Source organism: Ulvibacter sp. MAR_2010_11, from assembly GCF_002813135.1.
Taxonomy (GTDB): domain Bacteria; phylum Bacteroidota; class Bacteroidia; order Flavobacteriales; family Flavobacteriaceae; genus Altibacter.
The window spans coordinates 110,162-133,723 of the sequence record NZ_PHTY01000001.1 but is presented as its reverse complement, the minus strand read 5'-3'; the positions used below and the strand labels follow the sequence as shown (position 1 = coordinate 133,723).

Sequence of the window (23,562 nt, the reverse complement as noted above, 5' to 3'; positions counted from 1 at the left end):
AGTTTATACTGTAACTAAGTCTTTAACAATATTGTGTCGCCTAAATTTCTCTCAAGTTTTTTCTCTTAGTTCAACACGGTTATTAACTCCATAATATAATCCTGCTGATACAGCTAAAGAATCTGTTATTTCCCAACCCATGGCATACGACGATTTCTTACCTTTCAAAACGCTCATATGATGTGAATGAAATTCAATTTTCATGGACATTGATTTAAAAAGTAGAACATGTGTCGAATCAGTAAATATTCGTCGTTGCCTTAATGCTTCAAGATATTTGCTGTAATCATTTATATTGGTATAAATTCCTCCAGCTTCAATTAAATGATTTAAATAGTATTCTTCATTAGATTTCCAGTTTCCTATCCTATCATTTTCATAACATACAGCCATTTTAGGAATTTTTCCAAAATTTTTTGAACTCACTATGATGTGCGGGGTTTAAAAATCACCAACGTTTCCACTAGTACAAGTCACAAACATTTAATTTACACTTCGTCGCGGACTTTTCAAGAGCCGCCGAAATATCCTGACCGATGAAACTTCATTCACTCATCCCATCTGTTGGTAGCCGATTTTATTTATCAATCCTCTTTTGTATCACACCGTTCTTAATCACCGTATTTATGTCCAAGCAATTACTAATAGATGCCAAAGGGTTCGCATTCAGTAGAATTAAATCAGCAAGTTTTCCCGGCTCAATAGAACCTAGACTATCTTGAACATGCATCATTCTTGCAGCATTAAGTGTTCCCATTTTGATGATGTCTCGTGGCGCGATTCCACCCATTTCAAGTATTTGCATTTCTTCGTGCAGGCTGTATCCGTGAAAATTGAAGGAATTACCAGCATCAGTACCAAGTGTAATGTTCATTCCAAGATCAAGAAGTCTTTGAATATCCTCCACTTTTGATAAGAATAAGCTCTCCATGGAAATTTCATCCAGACCATATTCCAACTTGGTTAGCGCGGCCATTTTTTGTGCGCGTCCAATCGCTTGAGGGGTAAGAAGTTTTTTTAATTCGACTGCCGGATATGCTTCAATTATTGAAGGTGTCTTAAGCCATTCAGGATTCAATGGATAGATGAACGATTTATCAATCATAAGTGTCGTTACAATTGAACCCTCCCGGTCCAATAGTTTATTGATCGCTGAAATATGTTCATCGTTCTCCCAATCAATCTCAATTCCTACGAAATGAACAATATTTTGAGCACCACCCTTTACAGCCATCAAAAATTCCTCATTGTCACTTACGTGCGCAAAAACTTCCAATCCGTATTTAGCTGCTTCTGAAACTGTCTTGTTAATAAAATCTTGCGGCATTCGCTCAACAAAGGGTGGAGCAGGCCCATCTTCAATCGTCAGCTTTATTCCAAGAATAGGATACTTGGCCACTTCTTTAACTATTTCAGCAATTTGAGCTGTATCCTTAAGAAAGAATACCGTCTCACCTTCTTTCCAGTTACTACTGGCATAAGTTTTTACCGGGTGCCGTCCTTCCATAGTAAAATGCTGGCTGGTATGAAATACTCGTGGCGCAGGTATGGAGTCTTGGTTTCCTATAGATCGAAGTGTGGCATAATAATCATTCGTGCAAGTACTCCCGCCGGGCACAAAAACGGAAGTAACTCCATAATGGATCAGTTTAGGAAAGTCTTCTTGAAAGCTTGTTGTATGAACATGGCAATCGAATAATCCGGGTATCAGGTACTTGCCGGTGCCGTCAATGACGTTTTCAATTTGATGAGTAGTCAACGTATTAATTTCAACTATTTTTCCCTTGTTAATATAAACGGATACTCCCTCCTGAATAGGACTTCCCGTTCCATCAATAAGGTTGACATTGCTGATGCCCAAGTCGTATTTTGCTGTTTGTTTTGAACAGCTTAGGATAAGAAGGCTCAGGAATAGAATTATTAAATTTTTCAAAAGCATGAGAACGATCACCAACAGTTTTTTGCGTGATTTTGTTGGGTGATTTAGCAACTAATTTAGCAAATAAAAACCGAATAGAAAATACGCGAGGCACGAACGAAACGAACTTTTGCAAGTAATTTTCAGAAATAGGCGAGAACAAGTAATTATTTATAGCCGGTATTGTGTGCTGTTTTTAGTGAGTTTTTTGTTTATAGGGATTGATATAAAGGCGTACTGATATATCTCAGCCCGGAATCAACAATTAGGGTTACTACAGTTTTTCCAGGACCAAGTCTCTCCGCTATTTTCAGGGATGCGCAAATGTTGGCTCCGGTAGAAGTACCTGCAAAAATTCCTTCTTCTTTAGCAACTCTTCTAGCCATACTCATAGCATCTTCGGTTGTAACAGTTAAAATCTCGTTTACTATTTCCGGTTGCCATAACGGAGGAATAAAACCGATGCCAATACCTTCAATTTTGTGTGAGCCGGAAGGTCGACCAGACAAGACTGCAGACTCATCTGGTTCTACGGCAAATGTTTGTATTTTATCGTTATGCTTTAAAAGCGCTTTAGTTACACCATGGATGGAATGTGCCGTACTTACTGTATGAACAAAAGCATCTACACTTCCTTTAGATTGTTCCCATATTTCATCGCCAAGCGAATAATAACCCTTCTCTGCATCACGATTGTTTAATTGATCTGCCCACCAGTGATTTTCTTGCTCACTAAACTTCCTTGATGTATCAATCATCTCTTTAATGAGACGTTCAGTTATTTTTTTATTATCACTTAATACGTCTGTAATGGTAGCTCCAAAAGCCTTCATCGTAATTCTCTTTTCATTGCTGAAAGCATCAGAAAAGACTGCATGAAAATTATAACCAAGGGATGCGCATACAAATGCGAGTGATATACCTGTTGTTCCGGCCGTATATTCTACAATAGTACTTCCCTTTTTTATAAACCCTTTTCTTTCGGCTTCTTCAATTACTGCTTTGGCCATTCTGTCCTTCATGCTTCCTGTTGGATTGGCACTTTCTAATTTTGCTATAATTCGGGCAGAATTAGGGGGGACTATATTTTTTAATTCTATCATTGGGGTACACCCTATGGCATCTTTAATGTTGGTATTTCCGGAGGTCATATATTTTAATTTAAGAATTATTAAAAAAACCACCTTATAGAAAGCGGCAGGATCAAATAGCACAAAAGGGTTTGGATATAATTTCGGTAGTATAGGCACGACACTCGTAGTGTTCGTCGATGCTAAAGAGTAGGCGGACAAGTTGGATGTAGGAGCTTCTCACCGAATTCATTCCAATTAATAATAAGGTTAAATGTAGCAATAAATATCAAGTTTACGATTCAGACCTGCTGAATTATAGCCGGTGTTGTAGCCAATTATATTACATTCCTTTTCCAATGATATTATGGCAAATGTCAATCCACCATGGCCATTTTCCCATGGGAGCAATAGCTAACGTATAAAAGGTAATCCCGCTTAATGTAAATAGATACGATTTATATACTTTATTCTCCCTTTTGTAATCCAAGAATATCATATAAAGTAATGGTAATAAAGTCGTCAAAACGAAACAAATATAAACCGTTTGTAAATAGGTAATAGGAGGGTTGCCATCGTAGATATTTAACATAGGAAAAAAAACTAATCGGGCCGTGGCTGGTAATAAAATCCAAAATACTGTTGAAATTAACCATCGGGCATGTACATTGATATTTCTAGCACTCCATACTCCTACGATTACACATATACTAAAACCGGCAAGCGCGCATAAATCAGCAAAAGAAAATCCATATTTAAGCACGTCTGGAAGAAACTCGTTTACTACCTGATGCGGCATCACTTGAGCTGCTGAAAAAACTACAGCACCTGCTAAAAAGATGCCTATAATCCCCAATTTTTTATGATAGATAGGAGGTTTATTATGAATTAACCAAGGCTGTAATATTACAAGAATATACCAGGCAGTAGCTGATAAACCATGCATATGTTGTCGCCATGGAGCTTCACTGAATTTACTCCAATATGACAAATAAAATCCAGCGATTGTTAGTACAAATGGTATTAATAACCATAAATGCGCTTTGGGGAACACTTTGATTTTTAATTTCTTGTCCATAAGTCATTATAATAAATTGGTTACAACGCGCTTGTAAAAGATGGGTAGCGGTTTTGTGTGCGCTGATTTTTGAAGGAAAATCAGATGTAACAAAACTGCACCTGACGTTGGGTAATACTAATTTAGCAAATTTTTTTATACGAAGTTAGCTATCGTATTTCCATTCTAATATATGCATAGTTTCAATTCCAAATTCCTTAAGCATCATCTCGAATAATTTTTTGTGACAATTTTTTCACGGATTTTAGTATTGATTTTAATATGAAAGTCTCGGAATTTGATTAGAATATTGTCTCCATACAACGCATGTAATCTTTTGGCTTTTGAATATAATTTCGTCCTTGCTTGAATATCTCAAAATAGTCTTTTTCAAATTGATCAAGTGATGTGAATATTATTTCTCCCCATTGGTCGGCCCTAATTACATACCCTTGATAAGCATCCATTCTTTGAAAAGTACTTTGGTCTTTAAAATTTTTGACTACGCCAACTTGACAAAGATTTGCAAAAAGTTCATCCAGCCACTTTCTTTGTGATTTTCTACCGGTATGAAAAGATTGATACAAATCTCCAAGTTCATGAATAGGCAAGGCATCTCTGTAAAATAAATCCAAATTTATCTCACTTCCGTGATATTTTTTCAGGGTATCGAGTTCCGTAATTGAAGCATTTTTTAAGGTTTCCTCCTGTAAGTGAGCCATAACTGATTTTTCCAATCCAAGCACCATGTTCCCATCGTAATAAGCTTGTGGCATTCCCGGAGGAGGTGCAAATGCATTTTTTTTCCGGTTTTTATTACCAATGAAAAGAACAGCAAATTTTAGATGCTAATCAAATATTTTATCAAAGTATTCTTTTGCTGACTCAATGTTTCCGATAGTATTTTGTAGATGCTCTGGTTTCGATTGTGTGGAATAGGTTTCGAATTTGTCAGTTGCATTAATTTCAAATAATCCTTCATGTTTAGATAGATCAATCCATTCAGAATCTCTCTGTTTACAACAAACATAGAAGTAGTACAAGTAGATAAAACGTTATCATGTTATTGAAGTTCTTGTGAAAGCTAAAGGCCTTGTGTATGGTTTGTTGCGTAGTTTAAGCACTAGATTATGCAAAAAAACCAAATAGAAAATCCCTGAGCCACGAGCGAAACGAACTGGCGAGCGCAATTTTCGTAAGTTGGCGAGCACTACCCATTAAATATAAACACTGTTACGCTTTCTTCTTGCTTTATAGATTTTTGTTAAATAAACAATGTGTTCTTAAAATAGCGATATCGTCTTTAAACTCCATTCCTATTTCAGCTCTGTTGTACGCTTTTATGGAATGTTGCATTGCAGCTTCTTTTAATTCTGGATTAGAAATAGTCTCTATTGATGTCAATGCTTTCTGTAATCTCAACATCACCTCAATATTAACTGCACCGTCCCTCGCAATTGGTCTAAAAGCATCGTCAAAGAAATCTTGAATCGAGATTTTAGGCACTTCTACTCGATCATATTCCACTGTTTCATCAGTGTTATTTTCTATTTCTTGCCATAAAAAAAACAACCTTTCGTGGCTACCTAGAATTTGGATTGCCGTTCCAGGGTCATTAATGCCAGGGGATAAGGCTCTACTTGCAATTTCAGTCAATGATATTAATCCAAATCTAGGATCTTCGCTGAATAATCTAGTGTGACCTATATGAATTGACTCGTTTATACTTTTTTGGATCTCATTAATATCCAAATTATGGGCTGAGCTTAGGTGTGCAATGGCAAAATTTTTATGGACAAACTTGCCCGGAAGACAATTAAGTTGAATTCTAAATTCCTTTTCTTCTGCCAACATTTGTAAAGACTCCAAATTGATATGTTGAACATATCCAATAGTATTTGCGAAGATTACTTTACCAGCATCGAATTTATCTTTTATCGGAAGAGCTTTTAGATAAGGATGTTTTATATAGGTGGATAAGGACTTGGAAGCAACTGTTTCTACTTGCTGTATTGTGTGCTCTAAACGTCCTAATCTTGAAATTCTCCCTACCCACTTTAAAAAGGTAAGTATAACAACTACAAACAATAATAAAGTCAACAAAAACAGAATAAATCTACCTGCTTTTTCATAATATCCATTATCAAGTGCTATCGTCGCAACTATACTAAAGATGAAGGCTCCTATAAAAATAGACAGTGCATTCTGTGATACATCATCCGTGACTACGATTTTGAAAGATCTTGGGGTTGCTGTACCACTTGCCGACGAGAATGCGGAGAGCATGGATGCAACAGCAAATATTGAAATGACCAACATGCTGGCTGAAATGGTATCTAAGAGGCCTTCGATTGATTCGGTATCAATATTGGGAACAAGGTCATTGATTCCAATTCCATCGGCTTGATGAGCTGCTAAAGCACCAGCAACCGAGAACAAACAAAATAGTAGCGGTCTAAACCATAGCTGACCGCGCAGCCTATTATAATAAATTGTAAACTTTTTTTTCATTTGATTTTCCCTTGATTTATTTGATGGAATACACCCGGTAAGAAAAGTGCGATTCATTAGAAGCACAAATCTTCCGGCTTTAATTGTTTTTTAAAAGTAGGGAGAATTTAAAGATAACCAAGTCTTGAGCAATTTTTATATATGATTTTGTGTGGGGTTAGTATTCTCAAAAAATAAAGGTTGTCACAAACCATATTTACGAACTTTTTTGTTAAAAAATTTGATAATTCTTCAAGCTTACGGCCTCTCAGTTTTTCCTAATCATTCTCCCTTTACGTTGACTTAAAGGCCGCATATCTGTCCAAGCTTTTTTAATGTATTTCACACAAGGATAGAGGGTTCCATGGATTTTTGTTGGCTTCCAATTTTTTGGCAAAGCGAGTTCTTTTGGCCAAATGGAATACTGCTCTTCATGATTTATAACTACGAAGTACTCCGTATTTTCAGGTAAATTCATTTTTTGAATACTTAAAGGCCGCATATCGGTCCAAACTTCTTCTATGTAATCTTGACATTTGGCTTGATTTCCAAGTATCTCTGTCTCCTGCCAACCCTTGGGAGGATTTTTATTGACCGGCCAAATCGAATATTGTTCCTCGTGATTTACTACAACTTTATATTCATCTTGCTTCTGTGCCAAAGCAGACTTCGGTCCGATAATAAAAATTATCACTAAGAATGTGAAATAGTATGAAAATGTGTTCATTTTAAAATGGATTAATGTTCAGTATTAAAATAACAATAAATCTTGAAATAGCTTTATTTTTTACATTATTCATATAATGGCCATTGTTGTGCAACGTCTTCTTATTAATAGTCCGGAATATTCAATCCAAGAATAATATCTCTATTTGCAGAGAATATCCCATTATTATTTTCTAATTCTATTATTCCTGAGCCACCTCTTTTGTCTATTGACTTTCTTTCCTCATTGGTTAGCATAGGGTCATCATCGAACAGATAATTATCCACATAATAGGGATTTTTACCGGGCTCCTTTATGTATAGATGAATGTGTTCTGGCTCTCTTCCGTCGGGATATGGTGCCGGTCTGAATGTATAAAATTCAAACTTTCCATCGGAACCTGTTTTCATCCATCCCCGAAATTTTCCGTGCCTTTTCTCCCAACCGACCGGGTTTTCGCTGGGTTCGTAAAATCCTTTACGATTCGTTTGATAAACATAGAGAATCACGTTGTCCGCCGGTGTTTTACCATCAGGCTTCAAAACGGTTCCAGTAATTTTGATTTTTGGATCGGTCGTGTTAAATCCATTTATTGTTACAGTCGGTTCTGGGTCGATATTCAAGACTTTATAGTCTAAAGCCGCATCACAATCCTCACATGGACCTCCAATTAGTCTATTACTAACCTTTTCAGTTTGACCTTTACAAGAAGAAATGATAAAAACCAAAAAGAGTATTCCTAAAATATTTTTCATTGTTTTCTATTTTAATGGTGCCCAACCAATTTGTCTAAGGGTTATATGTTGTTGCAACACCTTATGAATTCATTTTTCGTTCTTGTAATCTCGAATGAGTCTTTCTTCCCTCTCTAACTATAATTTCAATAATCTTTGTAATATCATTTTTCGAAGTCCTGAAATTAACAATACAATCTCTTAAACTATACATTTCATTTACAATAGCATTTGATAAAAATAACTCTCCGCCGGTCTGTAACTCATTCACTAATTCTTCATTAAGTCTATTTAGATAATCCTTACTTTCTTTGCATTTGAGTGGAATATATTTAAAAGTACATTTGTATCAAACGGAATTTGAGTGGCGTGTCACTTCGCAAAGTTGGTTCAGGGAGACCTCCGAAAGTTCTTTTTGCATGTAAAACCACAAAAAGCGCAGTTACGTTAGAATCAACTTGACAGAATAATCCAAAGCATATGGCACATACTTATTGTTAGTGGTTTTTATTTTTCAAGTTACTTAAAATTTTTCCATATGTTAACGATCGCCATAACCATTCTAGTGGGCCGTATTGAAATTTTGCTAACCAAACTTTACTCATAATTACTTGACACGCATATATAATAAGTCCAAGCAGTAAATAACGAGAAGGCCCATATTCTGCTCCAAGCGCAAGACCGGTATTGTAAAATATCAATGTACAAATAACACTTTGAAATATGTAATTGGTCAATGCCATTCTTCCAACCGGAACAAATAGCGACATTCCTTTTTTAAATTGATCACTCTGCCAGAATATCGCGGTTAAAGCAATATATCCTAAACTTAATGGTAGTATACCGAAGGTCTCGGATAGGGACAATTTCCAGGATTCGGTATAAAAGTTTGATGCATAAATGAAATTTAGTACAAGGCCTATAAGTACACCCCATAAAGCAATTTTTTTTAAATCCGGCTTAAGCTCTACTAATCTTTCGTGAAGCTTTCTTCTGCCAAATAAATATCCAATTAAAAAACTTCCAAATATTTTATAGATCATGCCATGACCAATTACGTATTCAAATTGACCAAACCACATGCTTAGATTTAATTGTAAGATATCAATCCAACTACCATTTGTCCATACATCTACTCTATTACTTTCTGTAAACCCATATTTTTCAAATAGTTGATTTTGAATCTGTAAAAATAGGTCTCCCGTTGTTCCAAAAGTCAACTTTATTCCCAGCGGAACAAGAAACATAATAATTGCGATAAAGAGGATAGTCCTACCGGAAAGCCCTGACATTGGAATTAGTAACATTCCACAGCAGGCATAAAATAGTAAAATGTCATTATGCCAAAAGAAAATGGCATGAATTACTCCCATTAAGGCTAATAATGTCATTCTCCACAAAAAGAATCTTATAAAATTCTGATTTTTTGACCTTGACCTCTCTATAATTATTGAAAATCCTATTCCAAATAATATAGAAAATATCGTGTAAAATTTACCTTCTATCAACATCAGTTCTAGGAAATCAAGGATCTTATCTAATCTAGATAATCCGATATTGTTAAGTTGATGATCCGCCAAATATAGAAAGAGTGAGTAGCTTACCATATTGGCTAGAATAATACCTAAAAGCGCCACGCCTCGAAGGGCATCTAGAAATTCAATTCTATTTTTTGGTAATATAGGATTGTTCCCTTTATGCATTTTGTTATAATTGCCACTAATGTGTGCAGCTATGGTCCTTTAACATGCTCAGAACAGGACGGGGTACGCCTCCCGCCCGAGCGCCCACCCGAACCATGCAGGCAATTACCTATCCGGTACTGGCGGACTATGACGAAGCCGCTTGGTCAATATTTTCGGTTAGATAAATGTAGGTTATTTGTTCAACATATCATCTAATAGGCAAAATTAGCTTTACAGATATCGGTGATGCTGGTAGTCTATCTCAAGAGTTCATACTCTGATATTGGAAAATCGCTTAGTTTCCATTTCTTTTTATAATCTGATGGGCTCATTTTTTCTAATATACCTATCAAGATATTTCTAACTTCATTGATGTAATTATTCACAGTACAGGTACCACTCATCAAAAGTTCAAAATTTGTTCTAGTTGAATTGTATTCAGACCATTCGGGATACTTCCTTAATTCAAACCGCAATTTATTAGTTTCTAATTTATTTAAGATCAATTGACATTCTTCAGGCTCTAAAACAAAGACAATTGTGCTGCTTTGTGAATGTTTTATTTGTACAGCCGATTTCGCAAGTTCTTTGAGTGAATCGTGTAAATAGGAGTATGACAATGTAAATTGAGAATTTCCATTCCCAATGGTTACATTGGCCCAACCGGCTCCAAAAAGTTCGTAGTCTAAGGTTATCATGGTGAATTGCCGTCAACGGTTTCATATAATGTTTGTGGCGACTTGCGGCTGAGATTCGGACGGAACCAAATTTGCGGAGCAAATGTTGAAAGCCGCGCAACAGGGTGCGAATCAGCAGCCCGCCCGAACGTACCCGCCAGAATAAACTGTCGGGCTGGCATCCGCTACCGGCGTGGCAGCGTGCTTTTCCCAGCAATGGCAATGCCACTTGCTTTTTTTTTAAGTTAAAGATATTGATTTTCTAAATGAGAAGCATCAAGCTTACTACAGACAAAACCGTTAGCGTTGTGTGTTGTTGTGAGCAGTTTAAATCTATCCGATGTTTAATCAGCTAAAATACTTTACTAGTACTTAATGCTCCATATCTAATTTCAGAAAATTGACTGCGTTGTTATAAAGGATGTCTCTTTTTTGTTCGTTCGTTAAAAAATCAGCTTCTTCAATAGCTTCGATTCCTTTCCCAATCATTTCAGGCCAGCGCATCTGATCGGACCCATACATCAATCGTTTTCCGAGTCCGGCTTCGATGAGTCGTTTCAGGTAGTCGTAAAAAGCACTTTGTGGAATAATCCAAGTTATCGTAGATAAATCTCCATATAGTTGTGGATACTGGTACATCATGGCAATCATTTCATCTAGATAAGGATATCCGGAATTCTCCACGAATAGCCGCAGTTTCGGGTGGCTTACCAACACTGCTTCAAGTAAAAGAGGGCTACCGGCAGAAGCACGAAAGCTGGGCAATGGAGGACCAATTCCCTCGGTGTGAATCAGAACCGGAACATCAAATTCTTCCGCCAATGCAAAATAAGGGTCTAGCCGGGGATCATTGGGAGCCATCCCTATAAGTTGTGATCCGATCTCACCAATTCCCCCCATTCGTTTAGCCTTTAGCTCCTTTCTTAGTTCCTCTAGAGAAGAATTAGCCGGATCGAGAATAAATGAGGATAAAATGAAGCGACCGGGTGCTGCATTTGCCCACTCTTGGAGCTCATTCACATTAACATCACTTAGAAACCCTTTGACAATGTTATAGCGATCCATTGCTTCGAGCGTCTTTATAAGATTATTAGATGAATCTGCTGTTGCCTGTCCCTTTCTAACGCATGGTTGAGGCAGACAAGGAGCTGGAGCACCAGCAGGTAAGTCTAATGGCGCACCAATATGCATATGCATGTCGATAATAGGAAGTCGGTCTTGACCCAACAAAGTACCTGACAATAGGCTAAAAAGCAAAAAGAACGTTAGGAGTTTAAATGGTTTCATAATAGTTGATTTTGATTAAAAAATCGATAGGCATGAATTTTATTGGATGTGAACACAGACAGTTTAATTGTGCCCAATGGTCAAGTTCATGAGCATTAGCGGATTAAAAAGCTGCTACTTTCTAATAACAAGATACTTAATTAAAAGCAAAACGGTTTAAATTAAGATCCAAACCGCTATTGCTCTTATGCATTGTTAGCTACTGGTTTTTTATAAGTACTATTTAATAATATGGTCTATTTTTTTTATTAATAATTCTGCTACCAATTCTGATGAAGCTGGGTTTTGACCCGTAATTAAATTTCCATCTTGAATAGCATAAGATGCCCAATCTTCTTTTTTAGAGTAGATTCCTCCGTTTTTTTTCAACATATCTTCTACTAAAAATGGCACAACATTAGTAAGTCCCACCGCTTCTTCTTCAGTATTTGTAAATCCTGTTACTTTTTTATCTTTTACCAATGGATTTCCATTTGCACCTTTCACTTTTTTTAGCGCTGCGGGTGCGTGACAGACAAAGGCAATGGGCTTTTCTTGACTATTAAATTTTTCAATTAAAGCAATAGAAGTCTTGTCGTTTGACAAGTCCCATAACGGACCATGTCCTCCAGGATAAAAGACAGCATCAAAATCGTCCGGATTCATATCTGCCAACACTTTTGTGTTTGCAATTCTTTCTTTTGCTTCAGCATCCTTATCAAAACGTTCTGTATATTCAGTTGCAGCATCTGGCGAATCACTACTAGGATCTATGGGTGCAGCCCCTCCCTTGGGTGTTGCAATTGTAATAGTTGCACCTTTGTCTAATAATGTGTAATATGGATTTGCAAATTCTTCAACCCAAAATCCTGTTTTTTTTCCAGTATCTCCTAATTTATCGTGAGATGTAAGAACGAATAATATTTTCATTTGTCTATGTTTTTGTAATTCAATTTTTTCATCTGAAACTTTTTCAGATGGTGGTTCTTTGTGTGTGTCTTTAAAACTTGATGCTGTAATGACAGTAAACATTAATATTACGATTTTTAATCTTTTCATATTTAAAATTAAAAAGCCATTTTAACAATTTCCTTTTTTTTTCAAATTTCTCCAGGTGATTATTCGGAGAATCTGAAATTTGCACTTCAATTATTTCAAAAATTCGGTTAAAATCTTTGTAAAGTTTGTCATAAGCTAAAATAGCTTCTTTCTTTTACGCGTCACATCAATGATTGCCTCTTGCCGAGCGTATTCCATTTCTTGCAAAAATTGAGAGTTTGACCTTAGAATGTTCAGATAAAATAACTGATAATCCTATTTCCAAACTAATAAATGGTCGGTTACAATTTCTACCACTGTATTCAAACGTTTATGTTGCACAACGGTCGCGGCGATCATTAGTTGCTTGGTTTAGCACTTAACTTTGTAAGTGCATCCCAAACTGAAAATCTACGAAAACAAGCTATTACTTATAACCATTGTTGGCGTATCGTACATTTATTTAATTATTGTAGTTTTCAATGTTTCTGTCTTCGCGTATGTCGCCTATGTGGTAATATGCGACTATTTTTTCAATCAGATTATTTTTTACATAATACCATTCACTTACGTCCAAACTAAAATCTTTTCCTTGATTGGCAGTATATCGAACACAAGCCCTATTCGATTCATAAATTGCATCGTGTATTTCAAAATATTGTCCAATGAATTTATCTTCATTCTCTTTAACCAAGTCAAGATATGTCTTCTTTCCGTTTATAGTGCCAAAGGGACTTATATGTGTGAAATTTGCCGAAATAGGGAGGTTGAGATAATCTCCTTTTTCCCATTTTTTAAACCATTGTTTTACCACTTTATTTAAGTCCATTTTTTCTTTTTGTTAGCCAACTGTTAAATTCTATTGATTTGCTTTCGTATGCATTCCCACGCTCGCAGCTATGACCCTTCAACAAGCTCGGGATAGGTAAGGGCGGGCAATGGTGAAGCCGCTTTTCATTTAGTTAGATTAAAAATATAGTTTTTTATGATGATAAAGAATCTGATTCGACATTGCTAGCCATTTTCGATATGAGTTGTTGCGTATAGTTTTTATATTCTTATCTACTTCATTTGCCAATTCGTAAAAACTTGTTTTAATTTTCTAACTCCAATACTTGTAATTACTCCGAATGCAGATGCCAAATAATTGAACCCAATGTCTACCATATCGAAAATGCGATAGGATAAAAAATACTGAATACATTCATCCAATAATCCGATAGTTCCAGCTCCCAAAATTGAAGTCAGGACTGGTATTTTGACATTCACACCATTGCGCTTTCTTTCAATCAATGCTTCATAAATTAAAATTGAGAGTAGCCCATATTCAATCATATGGGAGCGCTCAGAAGTAGTGATATCCATTCGTAACAAAGCCATGCCATAAACTGCAATCACTCCAGCATAAATCCAATTTTCTAATCTATTTCTGGAACTTTTCCATCCGCTAATTATGAATGTGATGAATAATAGAAGGAATAAGTAAAATAAACCCTGTTCTATTATTCGCCGTTCAACCATTAAATCCAGAAGTTGACCTCCCAGAAACAGCGTGGCGTAGATCGCAATTAAAACCACTAATGCCGAAATCCATAATTTCCGTTCCTTTCTTGATGTGATTTTAATTTTTTTCTTCATTTGAAAAGATAAAGTGAAATTAACAATTAATGTATGCTTTATCAAATTACTCGCAACGGTCTCGCTTAACACAAGTATCGGGTAGGGAAGTGCAGACTTGTCAACGTGAGGGCTGTTTCATTATTAGTTGATCATTTTATTGTTTTTAGTTCAAGTCCGAGCTATTCTTGATAACCGCTGTTGGGGGTAGTTATATCTTAAGAAGTTTATCAAATTAGTTTATAAGTTATTGGAATTAATTGTTAAAGAACAATTTGAAACATTTAATATATTTAATTACTGTTTTTCAACAAACTCTTTAAACTGTACCATCCATTTCTCTGCCGGTTTTGTATACATACTCGGAAAAAGAATTGCAATAAGTTTTGGCATTATCCAATTAATTCTCGTGTATTCAAATTCGTAATTATACCTTGTTTTTTCACCACCTAATTTCACGAATTCACATTTCATTGTGTTGTCCATTTGTTTATGATAATAGCTTGATTCGAATGATTCGGGTAATTGATTATTGACTATAGTTTCAGTTAAAACCATATCTTTTTTACCATACTTGTAGAATATTTCAGATTTCGCTCCTGGCCGACCTGGCTCACCACTTATCAATTCTTTTTTTATAAACCCATCTTGATATTCTCCAAGATATTTAGGATCTGCGAAGTATTTTACAACTTCTTCCCTTGATTTGTTTATATCTATATAGCCTTTGATCTTCATGACTGCAGTATTTTCTAATACAATTGCCGCCAACACTCGGAGCCTTGGGAAAGTCGTTTAGTTAAATTTATCAGATAGAAAGATAGTTAAATTGAAGTAAATAGCAACGGTTTGTATTTCAGCCCCGCTTATTTATAGGCGATGTTGTACGGTTTACGACTTTAAGAGAATAGATTTTCTAGACCAATTAATAAGTTCATTCTTGTCATTTAGAATTTTTTCTGGAATAGAAGAATATGGCATTTTTGAGTGTTTTTCAGATCCTATTTCGGCTAAATCGGATTCCAGTTTTTCGTCAACTTTCAAAAAACACTCACCCATAGAATCTACCATAGCAAACATTTTCCCATCTGAAAAGACACCATTACCTCCAAACATTTTTTTGGAACTAATGTTGCCCAATGATTTTAGGGAAGAAACTAAGAATTCTGCTTTTTCATTCGACTGATTTGAGAGTTTATCACCTTTTGTTCCCATATTCTTTGATTTTAAGTATTGCGTGCAACATGTTTGTATAAAGTTTGTCGCGTCTGGCGTAGCGTGCGGCTTGAAGCTGCGAACCAGACTAACGTTTTTCTTTCTCCAAATAAATTGAGCCGCGTTCAAATCAGAAAGGCAAGCGAGTTCAGATCTTTTCGGAAGTAGAATTTACCGCTATTTATTCAAATTATTAAAATATTTCTGCGCTTAGGCGTAAATTTTATGCGGTGTCAGCACCAATTGGTTTTATTTCTTTTCTTCTCGTAAAATTTTCTCCATTTTTCGACCTCTTGCCAATTCATCAATCAGCTTTTCCATTTGTCTACATTGTTTATACAATTCAAATTCATCCTCTATTTCTTCAATTCGATAACCACAAACGACTCCTTTAATTAAGTGTGCGTTTGGATTTATTTTAGCTTTTTGAAAAAATGTTCCAAAAGTTGCTTTTTCATCAATAAGTGTTTTTAAAGCAACTTGATCAAAACCGGTGAACCATTTAATTACTTGATTGAGTTCTTCTTTAGTTCTACCATTTTTCTCCAATCTATTCAGGTAAAGTGGATAAATGGTTGCAAATATCATATTGGCAACCTTTTCATTTTTTTCGGCTGTAACTTTCATTTTTATTTTGAATTGATTGGTGTTAACTGTCTCGTATAATGTTTGTGGTGACTTGCGGCTGAGATTCGGACGGAATAACAAGCAAACCCCGAACGTACCCCGCCAGAATAAACTGTCGGGCTGGCATCCGGTAAGGGCGAGGAATGGTAAAGCCGCTTTGATTAATATTTAAATTAATTAAATATAAGTAAAATTGTGCGATTTTTCATTCACCTAACTATCATAGTAATGCAGCTATTGGTGAAGTTGTGTGCAGGCTTTTGCTTAATTAAAATTTACTTCTTACCTTTTTGTCAGTTATAAATTGCCTAAAATAAATCGTAAAAGTTGTATCTTTTAATTCTGCTTCTATCCAATTTTTCACATCATCTTCAGTTAGCTGACTCTTGTAACAATCTAAAGATTTGAACAATTTCCTTCTGTCTTCTTCCCTATATTTTATGTGAACATTCATATAATCTTTGTCAACATAATTTAATGAGGTCATTTGTCCCTGTGGAATGGATACTTCTTTTTCTTTTGGCCATGTTAGGAAAAATAGTGGATACTTTTCATACCACCCTTCTTTTAAAATTACCTCGGTAACTAAGTCCCCGATACCTTTATGGTCCACATGCCCAGTATCACCATCGGGACCAAAAGTTAAAATTACATCAGGGTTGACTTCTTGAACAATTTGAGTTACCTTTTCTTTAATTTGCGCGGTTTGGTCAAAATATTCTCCCAGACCGCTTAATAAACCAAAGCCATCGTGAAGTTCAAGAAAAATGGGGTTATCAATACCTAGAACCTTACATGCACATATTGACTCATTTTTTCGAACAAGTGCTAAAGTGTCTCCTGCCGGAATTCCTGCATGCTCTTCTACACCATATCTCCCGTCAGCAGCAATCACTAAATAGACTTTCTTTCCTTCGGCAGCATATTTAGCAAGAATTTGCCCAAATGCAGCTTCATCATCAGGATGTGCTAGAATAGCCATAATAGTGTTAGGGTCTTTTTTGGTGTCAACTGCCTTATGATTGTTACAAGAAATAAACCCTATCAAAAAACTAAGTAAAAAGAATTTTTGCATATCATTTGATATTTTATGGTTATAAACAACGTTTTACAGCTACCTGAAGGGCGGGATTTTTACCACAAAACTTGATTTGAAAAACTACTGTTTCATTAACTGCAAAACTGTCTTTGGTATACGAAAGCCCGCCTCTTGAGTATGTTCTGTTAGCGGTTCGTGTTATTTCTGACACCAAGATCAGAATGCTTCTAATATGCAATTGTTTCGCCCAGTCCTGCATATAAATAGTCGGTTTTGTAAACATCCTGTAAGAGTTTAAAAGCAAGATGTCCTGTGCAATGTGCTGGTGCAACGCGATCAACTCTCAACTCGTATTTAAGCATATTAACTAACTGAGTAGTTTGGTTTCTGTCAAATGGCAGCATATGAAAACCACCGTAAACCAAATCAATTTCGTCTGCTGTTTCACTTTGTGTTTGTCTTACAATGTTTTCAACACCCGTATGGGAGCACCCTACAATCAAAACTTGTCCTTTGTCTGTTTTCATTGAAAGAGAAAGTTCTGGTAGGTTGGTATTTTTGCAAGCGTCTTGCTTATGTTCAAATTGTCCTTCTACAAAACTTTTTCCGGGATAGCAGGAAAAATACCCCATAAACTGAGAACTAGTTGCAACTATATTTAGTCCCGGTAAAATTTCTTTTGAAGTTTTTACAAATTCAATGTTGGCGTTCCAAAACCGGCCTGATTGGTTGATTGAAAATTTTGTACTGCCACCGTCAAAGTATTGCATGTAAGTTGGCAAGGTGTCTTTTACATTTGGCTCTTGTCCCGTTGCGTCATAAGAAACTGGTGCTCCCCAAAAAATGTCATAAGGAAAATAGATTTTTACATTCGGATTGAGCTGTAACAAATAATCAAGACCGTTCAAGTGGTCAAAGTGCCCATGAGAAATTACAACGATGTCAACTTTTGTAAGGTCAATTCCGAGTTTAATTGTGTTCTTTTTGAAAATGTCGGCATTACTGCCTGCGTCAAATAAAATAGTCTTGCCTTGATATTTTGTTATGCAGGAAAACCCAAAATCTTTAGTTAGAGATGTGTCTTTACCAAATGCGTCATAAAGGTTAGTAATTGTGCCTTCCCTGACTTCAAGAATTTGATCGTTAGACAGCTTGGTGAATGAAGTAAGCAACACAAGCAGAAGAAAACTGTAGAGTATATTTTTTTTCATACTGTCAAGTTTGTGATTGAATGTTTAATTCTACAAATTTATTCTTCGTCTGTTTGTTTCTTGCAGTCAGGTTCAAATTAGTACTGTCTCCAAGCAGGTCCGCTAACGTGTTTGTATTTGGTTAGTTAGATTGGTTAGAACTAAGTTAGTAAAAGAAAACGAACCATACGAAAATCCTTGGGATTTTCCGTGTACACAGAATGGGCAATAAGCTATCCACCTTGTTGGCTGCGGTTTTTCATTAATTGAGTTCTCGTACCATTATATTCATAATAAAACTATCGATTCCAATTTTAAGATTAAAATCTCCAACCTTATAAAAATCATTTTCTTTATAAAAATTAATCGCTTTATCATTGGAATGAAGAACTGACAGCCACATTTTATCACACTTCAGCTCTTTAACTTTCTCAAGCATCCTATTCCAAAGTCCGAGTCCAATCCTTTTTGAGTGAAAATCGTTTAAAACATAAATATTACGAAGCTTGCAAACTGTCTTTCCTTGTACTAATTTCGAATCAATAAGATTCTCAATTTTAGCATATCCAACCGGAAATTCATAAAAATAGGCAATCCAGAAATAAACATTAGGATTTTCTAAAGAGGACCTAATTTCGCTAATGGAGAAGTTAGTATCGCCATAGTCTTTTACATCTTTTTCCCTTCTGAATAATTTCCCAAATGTTTCAGCCCAAGTAATTCTACCTAATAATGCAAGAATTTCGAGATCATTTTCATTCGCTTGTTTGATTTCTATAAATTCCATTTGATTTTTAATTACTGCCAACCGTTTTGTTTATGAGTCCGTAGCGAGAAATCCGTTTGGATGTCGAAGTGTCGAATCAACACGATTTAAAGTTGGTGATTTCCTTGAAGGATGTAACAAACTAAAAATTATATTCGTTGTTGACAGTTGTTTTCATTCAATAATCTTTTTTATTCTAAATGGGTAACCATTAGGTTCCCAAATAGTAATCCTACTGTCTGAGTCATCGGAAAATGTTATTTTTATGGTTTTATCAGCCAGGACAAATACGCGTTCGCCTGTTTGAGTAAGAACATAATCGACATTCTCAATTTGAAGTATTAAATTTTTGTTGTCTTTGGTAAAAATTATGTTATTGTTTCTCCATTGATATTCGCCCAAAAATGAATCTACCCAACTTATATCTGATTCTGTTGGATTAAGTATTTCCGGCTTAACATACTCCCATTGATACTCATTATTCACGGCTCGTTGGATATAGTCGAAAAAACCAAAGCTGTTGTCACTATTAGTCATCACTACAATTCCTTGATTTTTTTCAATAGAGCCATACATAATACAGTTAAAACCCTGATTACTTCCGTAATGCATAAAAACAATATCTTCTCCCCAATTCCAAAGGGAGAAAACATATCTTGCTATATTCTTTTTAAAGATGGTTTGAGCCATTTCTTTTGATACAAGTGTATTTGTTCCTTTATGATAATCATCAAGCAATGTTATCATGAATTGGGCTAAATCTGTAGGTGTTGTCCAAATGCCACCAGCCGCCTGATAGGGAAACAGCCGATATGGATAGGGCTCCAATTCGATTGTATAGCCTATTGCTTTTCGTTTCATTAGATTGGTAGGGATTGGCTGTTTGAAAGAGGAATTTTCCATCCCAACTGGGTCGAAAACAAGTTGGTCAATTATTTGGTCGAATTCTTCATTTCTTACATCCATTAATAGTTTTTGAATGATGGAATAACCAGGATTAGAATACTCCGTTTTACTTCCTGGTTCATAAGTTACCGATGTTTGAGGATCTACCGAAGGTTTTTCTCCAGCGAGCATTTGGTTTATAGTTGGTACTGTTTCTTCAGGTAAATAACTGCCCCATAAGTCATTTTTTATTCCCGCATTGTGACTTATAAGCCTTTTGAGTGTGACTTTTTCGTTTTCAGTTAAATTCGTCTCAGGAATTTTCCATTCTTTCAATTTCAGATTTACATTCTCGTCCAAATTCAGATGGCCTTTTTCAACCAAATTCAATGCAGCAATTGCTGTTATTGGCTTGCTTAATGAAGCTCCAGTAAAAACAGTTTCTGAAGTGATTGGTAAAGAATCTTCGAGATTGGCATAGCCATAATGTTTGGTCCAAGCTATTTCTCCATTTTCCACAAAAGCAATGCTCATTCCCGGAATGTTATCTTGTTTCATCATCTCGGGAATTGTCATTCTTTGGACATTTCCCGCAATGGAATACATTGGGATTAAATTTTTCTGGATATTTTGAGCGTGGATAGAATCTGCACTGCTTCTATAATAAGCGGAATCTCTGGTCATTTCTCTTGAACCGTTGCAAGAAACTATTAGCAAAATGAGGTTTAAATAAAGGATCTTTTTTAACATGAAATTAGTTTTGCTTAAAGACTCTGTAATGTCGATTTTGTTACAGTCGTTGAAACTACTGCCAACGGTATGCAGCTAAAAGAAGTGGCGGTTTTGGAACACTAAACTGTCTAAACGCACAATGTTTATTAGTTGCACAACTGTTCATATTCGCACTTTCAGCGCCATTTTTTTAGGTGCTGTTGTGTGTAGTTTTTTACTCCTTTTTTTCAAACCAAAGATTTCGAACCCTACCATCAATGTCAGTTACCCGCAAGCCATTGACAATATTATTTTCATCTCTGGAAAAATGAACATTTCTAAAATATCGGTCTTTACTTTCGGTTTTATCTGCTGTAATTGCATCAAATACAATTCGTCTGTGTTTGGGAGAATCGGCAATTAGTTGATTGTTTTCAATTGTAAATGAGTAGCTAACATTTAATTCAGGGGAATAATAAATACCGGTATATTCAGCTATGTTCACACTAGGCATTATCGTGTCTGCAATTATTTTCGGGCATGTTATGTCATTTCCTGGCATTTTCAATACTACATATTGTCCTGCTTTATCAAATTCAAATTCCACTGGAGTATTGGGTATTAAAAAAGTAGTTTCGTTTACTGCGACCATTAAATCTGATCCTTGGGGATTCAATGCATATAGCTGTTTGTCCTTTATTTCAAACTCTGCTTTAAAAATTTTAGCATCGTAAGAGCCTTCATATTTTTTCAAAACTTCTATAGGAAGTTCAATCTGATTTGAGTAATCAGCAATCGACTTCTCATTAATTGGACGTATAAAATCTATGATGGTCTCAGCCAATTTGATAGGTTCATTACCATAGAGGTTACTTAAGAGGACAACATCTATTTTTTCTTTAGGATAATATGACATAAACGATGTATAACCGGCACCATCACCCGTATGAAAAATTTGGTCTATCGTTCCATCTTTCGATTTAAAGACATAAAGGCCCATAGCGTATGGGGAATTGGATGCTTCCTCTAATACCCACATATAATTTTGTTCGTGCAGATATACTTGCCATTTCATTAAGTCTCCAAGAGTTGAATATATTCCGGTGGCACCATAGTCTATCCATTTCATTCCCATAGTTTGGGCATATCCATCTTCTTTTTTTTCGTAAGGTATTGCTCTATCGGGAATTATAAGGCTATAATCGTCCCCCAAAATAGTTTCATTCATATTAAGAGGCTCAAAAACATTTTTATTAAGCCACTCAGAAAATTTTAGATTGGAAATATTTTCAACAATTGTTGCAAGGAGTATATATCCAGAATTACTGTAGCCGAAACTTGAACCGGGTTCAAAATTCAATTCTTTTTGTGCATAAATTAGGTTGAGCGCATTTTTTTGGGTTAAAAGCGCATCATAAAAATCGTCTTGTAATAACCGAAGCCTATTGGTACTTCTTAATCCAGATGAATGATGTAATAGTTGGTCGATAGTAATGACAGTACCAAAATCATGTAATTGTGGAAGATATTTGAGAATATTATCTTGGTATGATAATTTACCCTCGCGTTCTAGTTGGGATATGGCAAATGCAGTAAATTGTTTAGTTAATGAGGCTATATGAAAACGTGTTTTTGATGATATTGCAATCTTTTTTTCTAAATCGGAAGAGCCATAGCATTTAATTAAAATAGTTGAATCGTCCTGTGAGATTCCTACTATCATTCCAGGTTGATTTAACGTGTCAAATTTCTCAAAAAGACTGTCTACTTTTTTTTCTAAATCACTAGAATTAGTTTGAGCAATAGCGTTTAATGTGACCAAAAATAAAACTGTAAATACTGTTGATTTCAATATTTTAATTAGATAATTATTTTTCATGGTTCTTATCGTTAAGTTCAACAATATTGCACACAACGCTCGCAGCTATGGCCCTTCGACTTCGCTCAGGACAGGTCGGTGCGCCTGCGACAGCTTCGGCTGGGAGCTGTCTCTCAGACAGCGAGGAAGCGTCCCGTACCGAACGTGCCCCGCCAGAATCAACTGTCGGGCTGGCATCCGGTACTGGCGGGTACTGGCAAAGCCGCTTGGTTAATTTTATCGGTTAGATAAATGTAAGTAAAATTGTGCGACTTTTCATTAACCTAACCAACTTAGCACTGCAGTTATAGGTGATGTTAGCCCGCGTTATTTAAATCAAATTTTCTATTTAATGCTATCAGTAATTCTGAATCAACAGCATTTCTGAAATTATAAGGTTGATCATCCACTGTAAGTTCATAATTAATTGAAGCGATTTGTAGCTTTTCTTTACTGTCAAACTCCAAATTGATTTCAATAACTGTTTCCTTTTTTACGAAATCTTCTAAATCAGGGTCATATACTTCAAATTCAATCCATTTTAGATCAACTTGGGTAACTTTTTTCCCCGCTAATGTTTTTAACTTGCTGACACCATCATCTTTGATAGTTTTATAGTTGTCAAACTCATACAATTCATTAAATTTTCCAGTTATAATATTAAACATATTAAACTCACTTTTCCACCCGAAGGTTATTGCTCCATTTGGAAATACAAGTTCAATTCCGCCATTTATTATCCAATAGGAATCTTTTTCAAAGTCAAAATAGAAATCACTTATTTGGTAAAGATTGGATTCTTTAAGATATCCAGAATTTACTATTCGTTCAATTTCAAATTCGATATTTTGTTTATTGTCAGTCATTTAATGCAGGCTAAGGGTTTTGTACTTAAAAAGTAGCGGGTTTTTAAGCACTAACTTTTCTATTTATAATTGACCTATATTTTATTGATTATATTTGGTTTAAGCATCAAAACCGCTATTTTTTATATACGTTGTTAGCAGTAGTGT

General features: G+C 35.5%; 24 protein-coding genes. 1 reads left to right on the top strand and 23 read right to left on the bottom strand.

Annotation, left to right across the window (positions count from 1 at the left end):
* Positions 1-51 precede the first annotated feature (51 nt).
* From ATE92_RS00620 to ATE92_RS00580, 9 genes are all read right to left on the bottom strand, one after another.
* Positions 52-426, bottom strand: a complete 375-nt coding sequence (locus ATE92_RS00620) for a hypothetical protein (RefSeq protein ID WP_100801859.1) — start codon at positions 424-426, stop codon at positions 52-54.
* A gap of 151 nt (positions 427-577) precedes the next feature.
* A complete protein-coding gene (locus tag ATE92_RS00615) occupies positions 578-1,990 on the bottom strand; it encodes an amidohydrolase family protein (RefSeq protein WP_100801858.1) in 1,413 nt (470 codons plus the stop codon).
* 140 nt (positions 1,991-2,130) lie between these two features.
* The gene (locus tag ATE92_RS00610; RefSeq protein ID WP_100804296.1) at positions 2,131-3,069 is read right to left on the bottom strand and encodes a PLP-dependent cysteine synthase family protein; all 939 of its coding nucleotides are present in this window, start codon (positions 3,067-3,069) and stop codon (positions 2,131-2,133) included.
* Positions 3,070-3,331: 262 nt separating this feature from the next.
* A complete protein-coding gene (locus tag ATE92_RS00605; protein WP_100801857.1) occupies positions 3,332-4,066 on the bottom strand; it encodes a hypothetical protein in 735 nt (244 codons plus the stop codon).
* Positions 4,067-4,347: 281 nt separating this feature from the next.
* A complete protein-coding gene (locus ATE92_RS00600; protein ID WP_100801856.1) occupies positions 4,348-4,821 on the bottom strand; it encodes a hypothetical protein in 474 nt (157 codons plus the stop codon).
* Between the two features lie 475 nt (positions 4,822-5,296).
* The gene (locus ATE92_RS00595; protein WP_100804295.1) at positions 5,297-6,556 is read right to left on the bottom strand and encodes a DUF2254 domain-containing protein; all 1,260 of its coding nucleotides are present in this window, start codon (positions 6,554-6,556) and stop codon (positions 5,297-5,299) included.
* A gap of 247 nt (positions 6,557-6,803) precedes the next feature.
* Positions 6,804-7,262, bottom strand: coding sequence for an MbtH family NRPS accessory protein (locus ATE92_RS00590; RefSeq protein WP_100801855.1), 459 nt, complete (start codon positions 7,260-7,262; stop codon positions 6,804-6,806).
* A 104-nt stretch (positions 7,263-7,366) separates the two neighbouring features.
* The gene (locus ATE92_RS00585; protein ID WP_100801854.1) at positions 7,367-7,996 is read right to left on the bottom strand and encodes an intradiol ring-cleavage dioxygenase; all 630 of its coding nucleotides are present in this window, start codon (positions 7,994-7,996) and stop codon (positions 7,367-7,369) included.
* Between the two features lie 476 nt (positions 7,997-8,472).
* The gene (locus tag ATE92_RS00580) at positions 8,473-9,678 is read right to left on the bottom strand and encodes a DUF418 domain-containing protein (RefSeq protein ID WP_100801853.1); all 1,206 of its coding nucleotides are present in this window, start codon (positions 9,676-9,678) and stop codon (positions 8,473-8,475) included.
* A 44-nt stretch (positions 9,679-9,722) separates the two neighbouring features.
* On the opposite strand from ATE92_RS00580, the gene ATE92_RS14200 reads away from it, so the two are divergent.
* Entirely contained in the window at positions 9,723-9,845 is a 123-nt protein-coding gene (locus ATE92_RS14200) for a hypothetical protein (RefSeq protein WP_255396919.1), read from the top strand.
* A 72-nt stretch (positions 9,846-9,917) separates the two neighbouring features.
* Here ATE92_RS14200 and ATE92_RS00575 read toward each other — a convergent pair whose 3' ends face one another.
* The 14 genes from ATE92_RS00575 to ATE92_RS00505 form a co-directional block, all read right to left on the bottom strand.
* Positions 9,918-10,358: a hypothetical protein gene (locus tag ATE92_RS00575; RefSeq protein ID WP_100801852.1), complete on the bottom strand. Its 441-nt coding sequence runs from the start codon at positions 10,356-10,358 to the stop codon at positions 9,918-9,920.
* A gap of 351 nt (positions 10,359-10,709) precedes the next feature.
* The gene (locus ATE92_RS00570) at positions 10,710-11,624 is read right to left on the bottom strand and encodes an amidohydrolase family protein (RefSeq protein WP_100801851.1); all 915 of its coding nucleotides are present in this window, start codon (positions 11,622-11,624) and stop codon (positions 10,710-10,712) included.
* A 219-nt stretch (positions 11,625-11,843) separates the two neighbouring features.
* Positions 11,844-12,662 (bottom strand): type 1 glutamine amidotransferase domain-containing protein, encoded by an 819-nt coding sequence (locus ATE92_RS00565; RefSeq protein ID WP_198515580.1) that lies wholly within the window; start codon positions 12,660-12,662, stop codon positions 11,844-11,846.
* Positions 12,663-13,104: 442 nt separating this feature from the next.
* Positions 13,105-13,470, bottom strand: coding sequence for a nuclear transport factor 2 family protein (locus ATE92_RS00560; protein ID WP_100801850.1), 366 nt, complete (start codon positions 13,468-13,470; stop codon positions 13,105-13,107).
* Between the two features lie 233 nt (positions 13,471-13,703).
* Entirely contained in the window at positions 13,704-14,279 is a 576-nt protein-coding gene (locus ATE92_RS00555; RefSeq protein WP_100801849.1) for a VanZ family protein, read from the bottom strand.
* 276 nt (positions 14,280-14,555) lie between these two features.
* The gene (locus ATE92_RS00550) at positions 14,556-14,996 is read right to left on the bottom strand and encodes an SRPBCC family protein (protein WP_157809514.1); all 441 of its coding nucleotides are present in this window, start codon (positions 14,994-14,996) and stop codon (positions 14,556-14,558) included.
* A gap of 153 nt (positions 14,997-15,149) precedes the next feature.
* A complete protein-coding gene (locus tag ATE92_RS00545; protein ID WP_100801847.1) occupies positions 15,150-15,473 on the bottom strand; it encodes a TfoX/Sxy family protein in 324 nt (107 codons plus the stop codon).
* 249 nt (positions 15,474-15,722) lie between these two features.
* Positions 15,723-16,100 carry a DUF2200 domain-containing protein gene (locus ATE92_RS00540; protein WP_100801846.1) on the bottom strand — a complete coding sequence of 126 codons (378 nt, stop codon included), beginning with the start codon at positions 16,098-16,100 and terminating at the stop codon, positions 15,723-15,725.
* 268 nt (positions 16,101-16,368) lie between these two features.
* Complete coding sequence (locus ATE92_RS00535; protein WP_100801845.1) at positions 16,369-17,175, bottom strand: PIG-L deacetylase family protein; 807 nt, start codon at positions 17,173-17,175, stop codon at positions 16,369-16,371.
* Positions 17,176-17,366: 191 nt separating this feature from the next.
* Positions 17,367-18,350: an MBL fold metallo-hydrolase gene (locus ATE92_RS00525; protein ID WP_100801843.1), complete on the bottom strand. Its 984-nt coding sequence runs from the start codon at positions 18,348-18,350 to the stop codon at positions 17,367-17,369.
* 241 nt (positions 18,351-18,591) lie between these two features.
* On the bottom strand, positions 18,592-19,137 hold the full coding sequence (locus tag ATE92_RS00520; RefSeq protein ID WP_100801842.1) for an N-acetyltransferase: 546 nt from the start codon (positions 19,135-19,137) through the stop codon (positions 18,592-18,594).
* A 132-nt stretch (positions 19,138-19,269) separates the two neighbouring features.
* Positions 19,270-20,730, bottom strand: a complete 1,461-nt coding sequence (locus tag ATE92_RS00515; protein ID WP_100801841.1) for a serine hydrolase — start codon at positions 20,728-20,730, stop codon at positions 19,270-19,272.
* A 196-nt stretch (positions 20,731-20,926) separates the two neighbouring features.
* Entirely contained in the window at positions 20,927-22,570 is a 1,644-nt protein-coding gene (locus ATE92_RS00510; protein WP_100801840.1) for a serine hydrolase, read from the bottom strand.
* Positions 22,571-22,866: 296 nt separating this feature from the next.
* Positions 22,867-23,415, bottom strand: coding sequence for a hypothetical protein (locus tag ATE92_RS00505; RefSeq protein WP_100801839.1), 549 nt, complete (start codon positions 23,413-23,415; stop codon positions 22,867-22,869).
* Positions 23,416-23,562 lie beyond the last annotated feature (147 nt).